General features: G+C 55.8%; 12 protein-coding genes and 2 pseudogenes. 10 read left to right on the forward strand and 4 right to left on the reverse strand.

Translation table 11 applies throughout. The features are described 5' to 3' along the window. The first annotated feature begins 69 nt into the window (after positions 1-69). The 5 genes from HY788_12690 to HY788_12710 all read left to right on the forward strand — a co-directional run bounded on the left by HY788_12690 (position 70) and on the right by HY788_12710 (position 4,052). A complete protein-coding gene (locus tag HY788_12690; protein ID MBI4775015.1) occupies positions 70-522 on the forward strand; it encodes a hypothetical protein in 453 nt (150 codons plus the stop codon). A gap of 273 nt (positions 523-795) precedes the next feature. Continuing rightward, positions 796-1,650 carry a substrate-binding domain-containing protein gene (locus HY788_12695; GenBank protein MBI4775016.1) on the forward strand — a complete coding sequence of 285 codons (855 nt, stop codon included), beginning with the start codon at positions 796-798 and terminating at the stop codon, positions 1,648-1,650. A 251-nt stretch (positions 1,651-1,901) separates the two neighbouring features. Further along, positions 1,902-2,597 carry an ABC transporter permease gene (locus HY788_12700; protein ID MBI4775017.1) on the forward strand — a complete coding sequence of 232 codons (696 nt, stop codon included), beginning with the start codon at positions 1,902-1,904 and terminating at the stop codon, positions 2,595-2,597. Further along, entirely contained in the window at positions 2,594-3,619 is a 1,026-nt protein-coding gene (locus HY788_12705; GenBank protein MBI4775018.1) for an ATP-binding cassette domain-containing protein, read from the forward strand. The genes HY788_12700 and HY788_12705 overlap by 4 nt, the downstream gene beginning before the upstream one ends. A 130-nt stretch (positions 3,620-3,749) precedes the next feature. Then, entirely contained in the window at positions 3,750-4,052 is a 303-nt protein-coding gene (locus HY788_12710; GenBank protein MBI4775019.1) for a hypothetical protein, read from the forward strand. A 345-nt stretch (positions 4,053-4,397) separates the two neighbouring features. Here the strand turns inward: HY788_12710 and HY788_12715 are convergent. The 4 genes and pseudogenes from HY788_12715 to HY788_12730 form a co-directional block, all read right to left on the reverse strand. After that, positions 4,398-6,554, reverse strand: a pseudogene (locus tag HY788_12715) (acetate--CoA ligase family protein). 2 nt (positions 6,555-6,556) lie between these two features. Next, on the reverse strand, positions 6,557-7,366 hold the full coding sequence (locus tag HY788_12720) for an enoyl-CoA hydratase/isomerase family protein (protein MBI4775020.1): 810 nt from the start codon (positions 7,364-7,366) through the stop codon (positions 6,557-6,559). Positions 7,367-7,776: 410 nt separating this feature from the next. After that, a complete protein-coding gene (locus HY788_12725; protein MBI4775021.1) occupies positions 7,777-8,070 on the reverse strand; it encodes a hypothetical protein in 294 nt (97 codons plus the stop codon). A 1,217-nt stretch (positions 8,071-9,287) separates the two neighbouring features. After that, a pseudogene (locus tag HY788_12730) lies at positions 9,288-9,695 on the reverse strand (hypothetical protein). Positions 9,696-10,002: 307 nt separating this feature from the next. Between HY788_12730 and HY788_12735 the strand changes: the two are divergent. From HY788_12735 to HY788_12755, 5 genes are all read left to right on the forward strand, one after another. Next, positions 10,003-12,342 carry a sigma 54-interacting transcriptional regulator gene (locus tag HY788_12735; GenBank protein MBI4775022.1) on the forward strand — a complete coding sequence of 780 codons (2,340 nt, stop codon included), beginning with the start codon at positions 10,003-10,005 and terminating at the stop codon, positions 12,340-12,342. A 277-nt stretch (positions 12,343-12,619) separates the two neighbouring features. Next, entirely contained in the window at positions 12,620-13,189 is a 570-nt protein-coding gene (locus HY788_12740; GenBank protein MBI4775023.1) for an OsmC family protein, read from the forward strand. A gap of 262 nt (positions 13,190-13,451) precedes the next feature. Beyond that, the gene (locus HY788_12745; GenBank protein MBI4775024.1) at positions 13,452-14,414 is read left to right on the forward strand and encodes a hypothetical protein; all 963 of its coding nucleotides are present in this window, start codon (positions 13,452-13,454) and stop codon (positions 14,412-14,414) included. A 67-nt stretch (positions 14,415-14,481) separates the two neighbouring features. Further along, positions 14,482-14,982: a DsrE family protein gene (locus HY788_12750; protein MBI4775025.1), complete on the forward strand. Its 501-nt coding sequence runs from the start codon at positions 14,482-14,484 to the stop codon at positions 14,980-14,982. 105 nt (positions 14,983-15,087) lie between these two features. Continuing rightward, complete coding sequence (locus HY788_12755) at positions 15,088-16,383, forward strand: hypothetical protein (protein ID MBI4775026.1); 1,296 nt, start codon at positions 15,088-15,090, stop codon at positions 16,381-16,383. Positions 16,384-16,418: the final 35 nt, after the last annotated feature.

A 16,418-nucleotide genomic window follows, 5' to 3' on the forward strand; every position in this document is an offset into this window, starting at 1 on the left:
TCTCGAACTTCACAACCACCGAATGTAAACGCAGCGCCTCCGCGCCCACGAACCGGGCAGCAAAACTACATGAAGTGCTCGATCCTGCCCCTGTTTTTTTGCGTTATGGTGGCCCTGACGTTTCTTTCCCTCCCCATATCCGCCCCGGCATTCACCGCGGAAGATATCGCCCAACTGAAAGAACATGGAGTGGATGACGAGACATTGAAGATCCTTATCGACCGACAAGCGGACCTGTTGGGAATCGTCACCGTTTCAGGCATCATTCGGATGAAAGAAAGCGGCGTCGGGAACGACGTCTTGAGGGTCCTCGTGTCCGCCCCGGAGCCGCGGAAACGGGTGCGAACATACGGCACCCAACTCATGAGGCCGCTCCGATCCATCACGGCTCAGGATCTGATCCGCTTGAAGCAGTCCGGCTTTGGGGACGATCTTCTTCGGGCTGTGATCGAGATACAGCAGCGAGACCTCTGGCCGGTTCTCGTCGATCTGGGGGTCATCGCATGCGATGGATACCGGTGAAGCTTACTGCCGATTGTTTCCCATGGTCGGACCGATGGACCTCGCGGACCCTGTTTTACGTCTTTTCCGCTCCCTCCCTCACCCAAGCCTTCAGATGTTTCTTCCCGCCTTTGCATCCACAGGGGACCCGCACTTAGCGGACAACATCGCCTGTTCGCTTGATATTCTATCAACCTTGATATAACGTCTTACATAGGGAAAATGAAGCTGGAAGAAGGATTCACTCCGCATGACGTTTTCGGGTTAACGATAGGTAAAGAAGGGAGTCCGGTCATGTTAAAGAAATGCTTGGTAGGGGTCTTTGTGATGTATTTATCGTTGGTCGGTGCGGCATTCGCTTCTTCCGAGAAGTCCTCCTCGACCGACACCAAGGGCCGACTCATCCATATGGCCACAACCACGAGCACGGACAACACGGGCCTACTGGATTACCTGGCTCCTAAGTTCATGCTGGATACCGGAATCGAGCTTAGATGGATAGCGGCCGGTACGGGTAAGGCTCTGGAAATGGGCAAGAACTGCGATGTCGACGTTCTTCTCGTGCACGCGCCAAGCGCCGAGGAGGCCTATGTAAGAGACGGGTACGGAGCGCAAAGAACACCGGTCATGTATAATGACTTTGTCATCGTGGGACCGACCAACGACCCCGCCGGCGTCAAGTCCATGTCTCCTGTCGACGCGTTCAAGACAATCGCCGCAAAAAAGGTCCAATTCGCCGGCCGAGGCGACAACTCCGGCACGAACATGAAAGAGATCGACATTTGGAAGGCCGCGGGACTCGATGTCCCGGATACCGAACCCTGGTACGTCGAAACAGGGCGGGGCATGTTGGCCACCTTGTACACCGCAACGGAAAAGGAAGCCTATTCCATAACAGACCGAGCCACCTTTATTCGATTCCGATCGAACTTTAAAGCCGCTCCTCCTCTCGACGTGCTCGTCGAGGGCGATCCGATGCTCCACAATCCATACAGCGTCATGGCCGTAAATCCGGACCGGTGCAAACAGGTGAACTACGATGGGGCGATGTCGTTTATCCGATGGATCACTTCACCCCCGGTACAGAAACTCATCGCTGAATTTAAGTTGATGGACGCTCAGCTGTTTTTTCCAAATGCGCCGAAATGACCGGTAGAAGGATATTCGATTCCGAGAGCGCCGTTTGCCCAAGGCAGGGCTTCCAATTCTTCCGACGTAAACGTTCATTAGAGCTCGCCTGATTTAGCTGACGGCCCACCCGGTGGGACCTGCGCTACATAACTTCAGATCCCTCCTGTCTTGAGCCTGCCGAGATGCAGTGTCGTTCCGGCATCGGACAGGTACACACTGTGAGTATTCCGGACCTGAAGCATTCATCCGGTCCGGAAAGGTCGGAGAACATGTCCTATATTTTTGACGGGTTTCGTCATGCGATCGAGCTAATCCTGACGGCAAACCCGGAAACCATGTCCGCCATGTGGGCTACGATTCGGGTCTCTTCCCTATCCATTGCCGCAAGCCTGGCAATAGGCGTGCCTGCGGGTTTTGTGCTCGGCCACACCCAGTTTCCGGGCCGGAAGTCGATCCGGACCGTTGTGGAAACGTTGCTGGCTCTTCCTACCGTGGTCATCGGGCTTCTCGTATACACGCTGCTGTCCAAACAAGGCCCCGCAGGCGAATGGGGGCTGCTTTTCACTCTGCCGGGCATTGCCATAGGACAGACCATACTGGGCGTCCCCGTAATAACGGCGCTTACCGCCACGGCCGTGGAAAGCCTGGATAGCCGGCTCGCTCCCACCCTCCTCACGTTAGGGGCTCGAAAAAGGCATCTGCTCCTGACGAGTCTGTGGGAGGCACGGTTTGCCGTTCTCATCGCCGGGATCACCGCCTACGGCCGGATCGTCTCGGAAGTGGGCATTTCCATGATGGTGGGCGGAAACATCAAATGGCACACACGCACCCTTACCACCACCATCGCCTTGGAAACCGGGAAAGGTGAATTTGCCATGGGAATCGCACTCGGACTGGTCTTGATCGTCATGGCGTTTGCGGTCAATATTTCGCTGGCCGTACTAAAGCGGAGGACCGCACGTTGAGCAAGCCCATCCTCTACGAGATCATCGATCTGTCCCAGTACTACGGCTCTCACCGGGCACTCCACATCGAACGCCTTGCCCTGGAAGAAGGTGCGATCATAGGCCTCACCGGGCCTAACGGAAGCGGGAAAAGCACACTGCTCAAGATTCTCGGATTCATAGAGAAACCCACCGAAGGAATCCTCCGTTTCAAAGGCAAACCCGCGGACTTGAAGGACGAGTCCTTAAGGAGTTCAGTGACCATGCTATTTCAGGATCCTTATCTCCTGCGACGTTCCGTTTTTGAAAACGTGGCGTTCGGACTTCGCGTCAGACACGACACCAATCAACTGACCGCCCGCGTCCACCGGGCCCTCCAATGGGTCGGTCTCTCCCCGGAACGATTCGCCCGTCGCGCGTGGCACGAGCTTTCCGGAGGAGAGGCCCAGCGCGTGGCGCTCGCATCGAGGCTTGTGATCAAACCCAAGGTCTTACTGCTCGACGAGCCGACCGCGAGCGTGGACGCCGCCAGCGCCTCGATGATTAATGACGCCTCTCTTATGGCCAGAAATGAATGGGGCGCCACTTTGGTCATCTCCACTCATGACTCGCTCTGGTTGCACGCCCTGGCGGACGAGACCCTGGGTTTGTACGATGGGAGGCTGGTCGGATCCGGCGCCAAGAATTACATCCTGGGACCATGGAAGCCCGGCGAAGAGGGCCTATGGGAGAAAACGTTATCCGAAGGCCGGCGACTGCTGGCTCTACCCGCGCCCTATCCGGATGCCGTGGCCGTGCTGGACGCATCGGACATACGCATATCCCCTACTCCGCTCGAAGCATCCCCGGGCGACACGGTTCTCCTCGGGTCCATCACTCAGATGATCATAGAGAACGGTACGAGCCGGCTTCTTGTTAAACTCGCCTCCAAGGAGTCTTCGTTCACTTCGAGAATCGCTCGCGACCAGGCTACGAAAGCCGGGCTTCATCCCGGACAGCCGGTCTGGTTTGTTTTCAATGCCGACGACTTCCAATGGTTCTGACGTCACGGATCGAAGCCCGTGAAACCTTCAATTCGTTTCCTACTCCCCTCTTGATTGAACCTGACACACTTTTCATGATATCTTAATATTCAGGAACCTGCCCGTATACCAACAACCTGGGGAGAACGCTATGGATGAAAATCAAAAGTCTCGAAAAGTCAAAGGCGCCTGGCTCAAAGTGTTTTGTCCGAACGCTCGATGTCTGACCGAAGAGGAAGTCCTCGACCTCCCGCAGGAGCAGCGAGAAGCGGCCGAAGGCAAGGAAGGACTTTGGCTGGACGTGTTCTGCCCGGACGAGGCTTGCCTGACCGAGGAAGAGAAGGTGAAGCTTCCAGTGAGAAGGGTGAGCGAGAAAGAAGGTAAGGGGATGTGGCTGAGCTTTTTCTGCCCCGAGAAAGCGTGTGTCGTCGACGAACCGACGGACCTCCCGTAGCTGGGAACGTTTCCCGGAAGCTGAGAATCCGCTTTAAGTATCCAACAGTATGTTTAGTCTCCGATATCGACGGTCAGTAGGCCGGCCGGACACGGCAACGAGGAGAGTTCCTTTCCGGATCCCCCGGCCGTACGCCGGAGTCAGTACTCAGCGAGTTGACCGGCCGATCTCTGAGGCGCCGCCGGTCGATTCCCCCCACGCGGATAATGGATTCCACTGATGCGATCGCCATAGCCGTATCATCGGCGCACCGCAGCACGGACCTTTCCGAAATCTCGTGTTTCAAACGATCCCAACCGGAGATCCGCGCACCACATCAGGGGACGGATTCACCTTGAACCCTGTTCAGGAAGGCTTTCTCGCGGTTCCGCTGTTCAAAATAATTCGGGCGTCAACAATAGAGAGTCCGTTCTCGTACGCCATGACCGGGTTGAGGTCCATCTCGCGGATTTGGGGATAGGCCTCGATAACTTCCGAGACCGTCAACAGCAAATCGGCCAACGCCTTCTTGTCCACCGGCGGCTTGCCGCGGAATCCTTCCAGTATGGCGGCGGACTTGATATCCGTAATCATCTTGTTCGCGGCGCTTCTCGAAAGGGGCAACACCCGAAAGGAGACATCCTTGACCACTTCCACCAGCACTCCACCCAAGCCGAACATGATCACGGGCCCGAATTGATCGTCGATCTTAGTGCCGATAATGATCTCAATACCGTCGCTCACCATGGGGGATACGATACAGCCCTTGATGTCCGCTTTGGAGTCATACTTTTTGGCGTTCTTAACAATCGCATCGAACGCTTCCGACACCTCCTCGTCGGTTTCCAGCCGAAGCCGCACTCCGCACGCGTCGGACTTATGGAGGATGTCCGGGGACACGATTTTCAGCACGACCGGTTGGCCGATTTCTTTTGCGATCCTGACCGCCTCTTCCGAGCTTTTGGCCAGCCGGTCCAGAGAGACCGGGGCGCCGTGCTGCCTGAGTAACTCCTTGGCTTCGTGTTCCAGCAACACGCGCCGGTTCTCTTTGAGCGCTTCGTCAATGAGTTCCTGACACGCCTCTTTCGCGTTGGCCCCCCAGTTCAGCACGAAGTTCGTTTTCCGCTGGTACGTGCTGCGATAGTGGCCGTAGCTGTATAGCGCGGACAAGCACCTGCAGGCGATGTCCACCGAGTCATAAACCGGGATGTTCTAGTACCGGAGGAGTTCAAGGGAATGGGGTTTTTCAAAGTTGTAGAGGCTGTGCAGGATAATGGGTTTACCTGTCTTCTTCACGAGCTTGCCCATACGGTGCGCCGCATCCTCCTCCATGAACTTCAGTTTTTCCGCAAACCGAATGCCGTACCCTCCGAAGAGCCCCACAATCAGCAGTCCCGCAACGCCTTTCTCCTCCAGCAGAACTTGAGCGCAGTCGGCAAAAATCCCCGGATCCGCGTCCGTACCGCCCGCGACATCTACGGGATTTCCTACTGCGGCATTGGGAGGCAGCAGCTCCCTGAGTCTCGCCTGGCCCTTTCTCGACAGCGTGGGGATCTCGATGCCATAATCCGTCAGCAGATCCGCAGCAATGGTGGCATGCCCGCCGCCGTCCGCCAGGATGGCCACCTTGTTTCCCCGCATGAACGGAAGACCTGAAAGCGTTTCCGCAACCGGGAAAAGTTCGTCCGAATTTTCGATGGTAATGATGCCCGCTCGCTGGAACGCCGTCCTCGACACTTCGGATATGCCCGCTAAAGCTCCCGTGTGAGAGCCGGCGGAAGACTTGCCCTTGGATGGACTTCCTCCTTTGAGCAGCGCGATCGGCTTCTCTTTGGTGGTCTTATACGCCTCCTGAAGGAACTTCCTCCCGTCCTTCAAGCCCTCGACATACATCACAATGGTCTTTGTGTCCGGATCGTCCCTGAAAAACTCAAGGTATTCATGGAACCGGATATCCGCTTCGTTCCCGACACCCACGTAGTAGGAGAATCCTTTCCGGCTTTTGAGCTTCGCTTCGGTGATCACATGCAAAGCCACGTTGCCGCTCTGGGACAGCAGGGCAATGTCTCCCTTAGGCACGTCGTGCAATCCCACAAGATTCAGGTTTCTCTTGGTATTGAACAAACCGGAGGTATTCGGTCCCACCAGTCGGATGTTGTTCCGACGTGCGATTTCCACCACATCTTCCTGCAGTTCCCGCCCTTGCGCCCCCGATTCCCCAAACCCGCCCGCAACGATGACCGCCCCGGAAACGCCTTTCTTACCGCAATCCTCCAGGAGAGAACGGATGGTCCGGGTGGGCGTGGTAATCAACGCCAGGTCCACCCGTTCCTCGATGTCGAGGACGCTCTTGTAGCATTTCAGACCCAGAATGCTCTCTTCCCTCGGGTTCACCGGATAGATCTCGCCTTCATACTTATCGTCCAACAGCGTCTTTATGGCCTGATAGCCCCGTTTTTTCTCATCTCTCGACGCGCCTATGATCGCCACCGAGCCGGCATCCAATACGGGCTTTAAGTTCATGGCTACCTACCCCTGAATATAGGTTTTCGTTTTTCATCAAAAGAACGAATCCCCTCGTGCCAATCCTCGGTATCCATGCACGTCAGGATACCCTCGGCCTCCAGCAGCAGCATGGTCTCCAGATCCAGGGCGGGAGACTGTTGCAGGCGCTGTTTGGCTTGCCGCATCGAAACCGGCGCTTTCTCCGAAAGAGACTTGGCGTAGGCCAGTGCTTCCTCCATCAGGGTTGCCACGGGGAAACGCCGGAATGCCAGACCCGTCTCCAGGGCGGCCCGACCGTCAATCACCCTCCCCGAGTAAACGAGGTCCTTGGCCCGGGCCAAACCCACGATCCTCGAAAGATGGAAGGTAACACCGCCTCCCACAAACGTACCCAAGCCGGTTTCCGGAAACGCAAGCGTCGCTTCTTCAGCCATGAAAATAAAATCGCAGCTCACGGCCATTTCCGCGCCCGCTCCCCGGGCCGGACCGTTCACAGCCGCGATCACCGGTTTTGCAAATTCGTAGATCCGCCGGGTGGTCTCGTGAGCAAGCAGGATATACTCGCGCTTCTGCTGGTGGGTCCGCTCGCCGGCGGAATGTTTCTTCAGATCCGCTCCGGCGCAGAAAGCCTGCTTTTCCCGGCCGTCCTTTTTCAACACCGAGCCGGTCAAAATGAGAACGCGGACTTCTTCGTCCTCCTGGGCGTGCATCAACACATCCTGAATCTCGATGTACATCTCCTCGATCACGGCATTCATCCGTTCCGGACGATTGAGCCGTAGTACACCGATTCCCTCCTGCTTCGAGTATGCAACGGTTTCGTACGTCATGGCATGCACCTGGCATAGAGTTGCGCCCGTCTTCAACGGCCTTTCCGCACGCTCGATCTTTGAGCACTGCCAAACCCGTCGGCTCATACCATTGGACGGACGATGAAAAACTTCGGGTAGGAGAAAAAACGCTGGAAGAACACCGTAACGCCGGCCGGTCCGGCCGTAGGCGCCGGGCGAACGTCCCTAGCCTGTTTAAAGTATACTGTCCTGCAGGAAAAGTGTCAAACGGCTATACATAAGGATGGGTATACATAATGGGCGACCAAGTAGATGGGGTGGAGCGGGATCATCACTCCCATGGCAAGCGTTCCCGGCCCTGACAGCTATGAAGGCCCACGCGGCCCTGAACAGGAGGCGCCTGAATTCGAGAGGTTCCGGGACGGGTTAAACAGACGAAGCGAGCGCCCTCACCGCCTGGCGGTCATTCTCTTGCCTTCCGAACTGGAAGCGCCCGCAACGAGAAGCGATTTTTCGGCATACGGAACAGATCGAGAGCCGCCCTCTTCTTCGGTGGCTGTTTCGGTCGGGACCCCGTCCGAGTTCACGAGCACTCCGTTAGTCCTTTCGGACCAGACCTGAGGAGGCGCTACGACAAAGGCGGAAAAGAACAGGAGGAACAAAAAGCATACGGCGAACAGAGCGATATCCGTTCTTCGCCCGTTCGGCAGAGAAGGCTTTCTTGTAATTATGGAATCCCTCATGGAAGGGTCCTCGTTCAGTATGGGGTTTTTCCGGTAAAACGAATCACGGGTAACCGTTGGTTCAATGGCTACCCGCTAACAGCATCGAAATGGGCGGCCGCGCATGAACGGCCCAAGCCCACCCAAACCCCTGGCCGGTTTGGAGCAAAATTTAATATTCTCTACATATCCTTTGATCGAATGTCAACCTTATTTTGACGATATTTTTGTGTTTTTTCAATGTCACCGCGATTGTCCCAAGCAGAGTTGTAACTATTTCTTCGTCACACACCGGCAAACCGCCCCGGAAGCGCATGCACCTGTGTGCTCTTCCTTTGAGTAGTCCTTCCACAAGCTCGAGACGCATCCCCCGCAACCTTCGCACAGCCGCAAAGTCCAGCCACGCCTCCCAGCCGTCCCACACAGGCCATCCGCCGCTTGGACTAAACTCGCTACTCTTTACTCGGCGCCGAGGAGTTCTTGTTACGCATCGTCAGCAAAATGTGTGATTTTGCGGGCAGGATGGCTGGGTACTCTATCTTGTAGGCGGCAATACGGACACCGACTCTTCGCTACGGTTCATCCTGTGATGTTGGCCTAATAAGAGTCAAAACGAGACTTGACCCCTTTTGACCCCTTCTTTTTCCGGGAACGCCGAGCCCCAGCTCGGCCCAACTTCGTGCCTGGGGCGGGGATCGAACCCGAACGGCCACGAGGACTAAGGGATCTTAAGTTCTGAATTTCTTGCAATAATATAGAAATAGTGGGGACGTCCGTGCTTTTATACCTTTATTCTCCAATCAAATTAAATCGATATTCTCTTTCAATGTGTTCACCCCGTCGGAATATGTTCCGTCTTTCGATCCCCCTGAGGATCATAGGATGCAGGGCCTCCGGCGCGTCTATTCCTGCTTTCCGTGGCATGGTCCTCTCGTATCAAGTGCGATGAATTCTTCTGAAGTCTAAAAGCATGAACGTCCCGTATTTGCACCCCGGCCCCTTGTATCCGAAACGATTTGCCCGGCAAGTCTTATCAACTTCTTGAGCTTTCATCTTCGCTTGCGCTTCTTACGTTTGAGCGAGCCTTTCGACCGATTGCCGGAAGGCTTCGAGCCGTCTTGTTGCGGGGTCGGGTTTTCCCCTCTCGGCGGCGGGTCCGGAGGCGCCGAATATGCCGCGGACCCTGAACCGCGGCCGTCGCCGTCAAAAGGAAGCGTCAGCGGTTCATCCACAACGTCGGCTTCCGAGCTGTCCTGGTGGATGACCCGGGAAACCACGCGCTCGGTCACTTCGGACAGGTATAGCCGCAGCGTGTCGGAAAACTCCTGGAATTCGGGCCACAGCGTCTCGTCGACGAATTTCTTCGGCACCCTGGCCATGACCGTTGTATAGCGCTGGCCCTTGTACCGGTAAGGCCGGATCCCGTACCGGCGAAGAAGGGCGACGAACACCTTGCGCGACCACAGGTCGCCCATGGAGAACCGGTACTCGATAGCCGGCTCCTCCCTTTCCCGGCTTCGGAGCCGCTCCATAATTCGCTGCCTGGCCCGCTCCGCCGCAACCCTCTCGCCCTCGGTCGTCGCGCCGGAGAACAGGGCCTCGATGAGGATTAGCTTCTCTATGAGCCTGGCTTCATCCATCCGCATTGCACCTCTAGTTTCATGATCACGCCGTCGCCCTTCGTTTGGGAGGCCTTTCCGAGCCCGCTTGACATGCCGGTCCGAGTTTGCCTACACTTTTCCATCAAAAGAAAATTTGTATCCGGATCCGTATCAGGCGTCAAGGCAAGCCTGCCGATCCGCCGGCTGTTATCACCGTCATTCCGAATCGATGTTGGCCGGAAGTTCTGTTCGTCGCTCCAATTCGGATGCCGCTTTGACGGTTGTCTGTTTTTGTCCGCTTGCAACGACTGGGTTCGGCGTGATTCCGCCGGATGTCGAGTAGGGAGTCAGGATGGGCGTTCCAGAGGACGTGATGCACGAAAAGATGTTTTGTGACTACAAAACGATGTATCAGATCCTTGCGGAGAATACCTACGATTGGGAGTTCTGGCTCGGTCCCAACGGGCGGTATCTGTACGTTTCTCCGGCAGCCCTGCGCATAACGGGTTACGAGCCGAACGAATTTATTGAAGACCCCCGGTTGGGCACCCGCATCATTCACCCGGACGACGTACCGGTTTTCGAGGCTCACTGGGGTGAAGTGGAAGAACACAGACAGATGGGCGAAATCGAGTTGCGGGTCATCCACAAAGACGGTCGGACCGTGTGGATCAGCCATGCATGCAGGCCTGTATTTGACAAGGAGGGAAGGTACCTAGGAGTCAGGGGAAGCAACCGTGACATCACCGAACGAAAGGAGGCTCAGGAAGCGCTTCGAAAGAGCGAGAAGTTCGCGAACAAGGTGCTGACGTCCTCCCTGAACGGGCTCTATATCTACGATCTGAAAAAGAAATTCAATATTTTCATCAATCCCGAATACACGAGAATCACCGGATACACGATCGAGCATTTCAACAGCCTGGCCCACACTACATTCAAGTCGCTTTTCCACGAGGATGACCACACAAAGGTGGCCGCTCATGTGGAGGCGATCAGCCGCGCTCGAGATGATGACATTCTGGAGATCGAATACCGTTTCAGACGATCCGATGGAAGCTGGATCTGGTGTCTTTCCCGGGATTCGGTGTTCTCCCGCGATGGGGACGGATCCGTATGTCAATTCATCGGCACGTTTCTGGATATCACGGCCCGCAGGGAAGCCGAGGAAGAGCTACGCCGGGCGAGAGACGAACTCGAGATCCGTGTAAGGGAGCGCACGGCCGAACTCAGAAAGCGGAAAGCGCTGCTGCAGGAAAAGAACGAGCTGTTGGAGATCATATTCTCGAATATGCATTTCCTGGTGGCCTACCTGAATACGGATTTCGATTTCATCCGGGTAAACCGCGCGTATGCGGAAGCCGACGGCCGAAGTCCGGATTTCTTCCCCGGCAAGAACCACTTCGATCTTTTTCCGAACGAAGAGAACCACGCCATATTCCGAAAGGTCGTCGATTCGGGAGAGACCTACATCGCGTCCGCTAAACCGTTCGAATACCCCGAACATCCTGAACGGGGGGTGACCTACTGGGATTGGAGCCTCTTTCCGGTTAAAGGCCCCAAGGGCGCTGTAATAGGGCTCATTTTATGCCTGGTGGATGTGACAAAGAGCAAGAAAGCCGAGGAGAAACTCCTGGAAGCAAACCAGGCCCTCGAAACACTCAAGAATCGGCTCATCGACGAGAACACATACCTCCTGGAGGAAATCAAAGTAAGCCGGAATTTCGACCAGATTCTGGGTGAGAGCACTGCCATCAAAAAGGTGCTGAAACAGGTTGACCTGGTGTCCTCCACGGATGCGACCGTATTGATTCTTGGAGAAACCGGGACCGGAAAGGAACTCATCGCACGCGCCATCCATTCCGCCGGCGCCAGAAGCCGAAAACCGCTGATCAAAATCGACTGCGCCTCCATTCCTCCCACCCTCATCGAAAGTGAGCTCTTCGGCCACGAGAAAGGAGCCTTCACCGGCGCCACCCGGTCCCGCGAGGGGCGGCTGAGCCTGGCGGACGGAGGAACCGTTTTCCTCGATGAGATCGGTGAATTGCCCAGGGACATGCAAACCAAACTGCTGCGCGTGGTTCAGGAAGGGGAGTTTGAAACCGTAGGCAGTTCCAAGACACGCAGGGTGGACATACGGGTTATTGCCGCAACAAACCGGGACCTTTGGAAAGCCGTGCAGGAAGGAAGCTTTCGCATGGATCTGTACTACCGGCTAAGCGTCTTTCCCATCAAAGTGCCTCCCCTTAGAGACCGGGGAAACGACGTCGCCCTGCTCGCATCCTTCTTTGCACAACGTTTCGCCGAGAAAATGGGCCGGTGGATCGAACCCCTGTCCGAGGAATGTCTTCAACGATTGAAGGACTATGACTGGCCCGGAAACGTGCGGGAGCTTCAAAACGCGATCGAACGGGCGGTCATCACATCACGGAAGGGCGTCATCGACGGCGTTCAACTCGCGCCGGAAGCGTCATCGGTCCCCGTGGCGCAAGAAACGGATGGTTCGGAACCGTCCGGCCGGGACGTGCTCACGGTCGAACACATGCGCCGGATCGAACGGGAAAACGTTCTTCGCGCCCTCGAGGCGAGTCAGTGGCGAGTATCCGGAAAGGAAGGAGCGGCCCGCACCCTCGGGATGCCTCCCTCGACACTGAATTCGCGCATGAAGGCGCTTGGAATCAAACGGCCGGCATGACCTGACACGCTCGAAGAACGTATTCCGGTAGGACTTCCTATCGAAATCTCGCTATTTTATCTCCATATCTCGCTACTAACGAAATCTCGCGATATCCCGTCTCCTTGTATATTGAAGCTAATATTCAGATATTATTAATGAAATATGGTTTGGCCAGTTTGGCACGATCCATGCTTTGTATATGGCTTAGATTGAGTGGTTGTCATGGGCTTCGATCGATGTTTGAGCATCCATAGTCGAGCGAAAGCCCTGGAGCCAAGGTTAGGAGGTGCTAAGAATGGAAGCCACTGAAGAAAAAACCGTACTAGTGAACGGCATCGATACGGATATGCTTTTCAGCACCATCGATCTTATCAAGGAAAAGCCCGAGGTAGCCAAATTTAAATTCCGGGCAAAAAACAAGTGGCTGGCGGGAACCCACAGCAGGGCAACCGTGGAGGACTTTTACGGGGCCGGGAAAGAAGATCGTTCTCGACAGGAAACGGCCTTTGATCTGGATGAGCCGCCCGTACTCCTGGGTAATAATTACGGAACCAATCCGGTGGAATACCTCCTGGTGGCCTTGTCGGGTTGTCTGACCACCAGCCTGGTCGCCCACGCGGCGGCAAGGGGCATCACGGTGAAGGGAGTGGAATCCAGATACGAGGGTGACATCGATCTGAGAGGATTTCTGGGTCTGTCGGAATATGTGCCGGTAGGGTACAGCGAGATCCGGGTGTATTTCAAGATCGACGCGGATATTTCAGACGAAGACAAGGAAGAACTCGTCAGGATGGCGCAGAAATACTCGCCGGTGTTTAACACGATTACCAAGTCGGCGCCGGTCAGCGTTCATCTGGAAACCTAACAGGCCGTTGAAAAACGATGAGATGCAAGGCGCGCAAATCCCGAGGAAAGGCGTACATAGAGTACGTCGCAGTGACGAGGGATGAAGCGCAACACCGCAGATCGCGTTTTTCGACAGCCTGCTAACCATGGCGAGATGGAGGGAGGGGCGTTTCATTCCTTCCTCCGGTCTCAAGAACTCTGCCTTGAGATCGAGAGAGGTGGTGACTGTCAGAGCGTTTTTAATCTGAACACGGATTGAGCCTAACGCGTGGGAGGAGCACATGAGTACGCCGGATTATCGCGTCGAGACCGAACAGTATGCCAGGAGCATTGCCGGGTCCAAAAGGATCCGCTGGGATATCGAGAAGGACGTTATTCGGGGAAGAGATTTCGATTTCTCGAAAAAATTCCTTCCGGACGGCATCTCGAAAGTGGATCGACTCGAATTCCTGAACGATGACGAGCAGAGGTTTCTCAGCCGGATTCAGGGAAGGACATATTCGAACATGTTTGGATTTGTCGAGCGCTTCATCGTGGCCAAGATCCTCGAAATCACCCGCGACCATTGGCTGGGGGATCAGGTGGCCCTCGAGGCCCTGGTGCGTTTTTCCGACGAGGAGTTGAAACACCAGGAGTTGTTCCGCCGCCTGGAAACCATGATGGCCGCCGGCATGCCTCCGGGGTACAGGTTCCCGTGGGACCCCAACGAAATTGCGGCTGCGGTCCTCGAAAAGTCGACCTGGGCCGTTATGACAATCATCTATGAAATCGAACTCTTTACCCAGGAACATTACAAGCAGAGCATCGAGCCCGAAGAGAATCTGTCCGAGCTCTACAAGGATGTATTCCTGTATCATTGGAAGGAAGAGGCGCAACACGCGTTCCTGGATGCCCTCGAATGGCCGCGCGTGGACAAAAAGTTGACTCCCGAGGAACGGGACAAGGCCGTCGACGAAGTGATCGAGCTGGTGGGGGCGGTGGACGGCATTTTAAAGAAACAGAGTGAATCCGACGCCGGTTACTTCATCGCGAATACACGACGCACGTTCAGCGACGACCAAATCGCCCGAATTAAGAGTACGGTCCTGGGGGCCTATCGTTGGCAATACATCTTTTCCGGAGTCGAGCATCCTCGATTTCAGGAGCTTTTCGGACGCCTGACAACGGAAACACAGCGCGAACGCGTGGGCCGGGCCCTCGCGCCATTGGCCAAAAGCGTCCCATCAAAAGCGGAAAAAGCGTGAAAGCGCACACGGCAAACACAAGCGTATTTTTTAACAACGAAGTATTCCAAAACAGGGAGGCGAAAAAATGGAAACAAAGCGAAGAAACCTAGCCGTACTGTACGTAGTGGCGTTGTTCCTGGTCTGGTCAACCGTTTCAATCGGATCGGCTCAGGAATACGAGGCCATGAAGGGAGTGGATAACGTCCAGGCCATGTTCGACTTCAGAGACGGCGTTCCAAAATCCGCACTCGTACACATGAAGCTGCTTCACGACACGTACAAGCAGCTTGCGGACATGAAGAAAAACCCGGTTTTCGTGGTAGTTTTCATGGGGAGTTCGGTCAAGCTGATCTCCAGTAACCAGGCCGAATTCAGCGCCGAAGAACAGAAGGACCTCAAGGAGCTGGCGGACACCATTTCCAAGATGGCCAAGGACGGCATCGATTTTGAAGTGTGTCTCTTTGCCGCGCATGTCTTCAAGGTGGATCCGAAATCGATTCAATCCGAAATCAAGCACGTGGGAAACGGTTGGATTTCGGAGATCGGTTATGAGGCTAGAGGCTATTCAATGGTTCCGGTGTATTAACGAAGAGGCCGGTTCAGCCTATGTCCGGCCTCAGGCCAATGGTGTTGTCTCGTGCTCGATGGAGAACGGGGGGTGTGCCCCATAAAGAGCGTCACGGGGGATAGCATGACCGCGAAAGAGTTTCCGCCTGGTTTCCAGGACTTGACTACTTTTGGTTTTATCGAAGCGCTGCTCGGCCGGCGTTCCCGCAGGTTTTTCATGGGCGGTGAGATTCCGGACGGAGTTTTCGCCTACAAGTCGAAACACAAACACCTGCCGCTCTCCGAGCTTGAAACGCTGCTGGTTGTAACTGCGTGCGGCGGCAACACCAGTTGGCATAATATGATTTACCGGGGCCAAATATACGCCCCGTATTTGTCCAACTACGCAGGGGCGGCCGGGGGGCGGACGTTTCCCTCGGCCGCGGGGTTTCACACGAGCAAGACCTTTTTTACGGACGACAAGGGGGTCTACGTGTTGGAGGCCCGGGACGCTCCGCCTTTTGCGGAACGAAACCAGGACGGTTCCCTTGACCTGGAAACGTTGATGCAGGCCCTACGTGGCGCAATCAGGAAGATACGGAACGGGCGCCTGGGCATTCCCCCCGAGGTTCCGTATACGGAAGCCCATAACACGTGGGTCGTCAATCATCCGGGCACGCTGCTCGTCATCCCCGTGGGAGATCTGGCCCAGCACGTGCTGCTCAATCTTTGCTACATGCTCCAAAACGGCCTGGTGTTGAAGGACGATGTCAACGGGCGGTCCATTCCGGGCATCGAGAAGTTTAACGACATAGTGGATGCGAACAATGTCTGGCCCCTGACCTTCGTGGAACAGTGGTCCATGGCCGAGCTTACCGCGGAACTCGCGACGAGCTGTTACGCCGGGGCCCTGATGCTTCAGGCCATGGGTCTGGGCGGTTGGATGTTCAACGGTCTGGACCCCTTCGCCGTGCTGGGCGCGAGCGGCGATCCCCATGCGCCCGGTCTCGGATTTCGCTACGATAAAAACGAAGCGTGGCCGTATCCGAATCCCACGGGTCTCGACGGCGTTCTGGAGGGATTCTGTCCTCCTCACTATGCGGACATGCGCGCCGCCGTGGAAGCCGTTTGTGAGAGGAAATTCGGCCCGGGCGGGCCTTTTCATCCGGATACGCCGGGTCCGTGGAAGGACTCGAGGAAAGTCAGATCCTCGGCCCAGGTCCATGACGAGGGGTTCCGGGAGTGCGTGGCGCTTCAGGCGCAGTACATACTCGACACCTTCGGGAAGTTTCCGGGCACAGTGCCTTCGATCTTTCTGATCACCTACTTGCAGGCGCACCATCTGGACCTTGAGTTCTACGACCGGTTCTACAAGCCCGGCGTCTATCTGAATACACACGCGGCGCACATGTCCCGCTGGCATCCGAACGAGACCGCCTGAGAAACGGCCGGATAATGAAAAAGGGGAACACGATG

Source organism: Deltaproteobacteria bacterium, from assembly GCA_016208165.1.
Lineage (GTDB): Bacteria > Desulfobacterota > Desulfarculia > JACQYL01 > JACQYL01 > JACQYL01.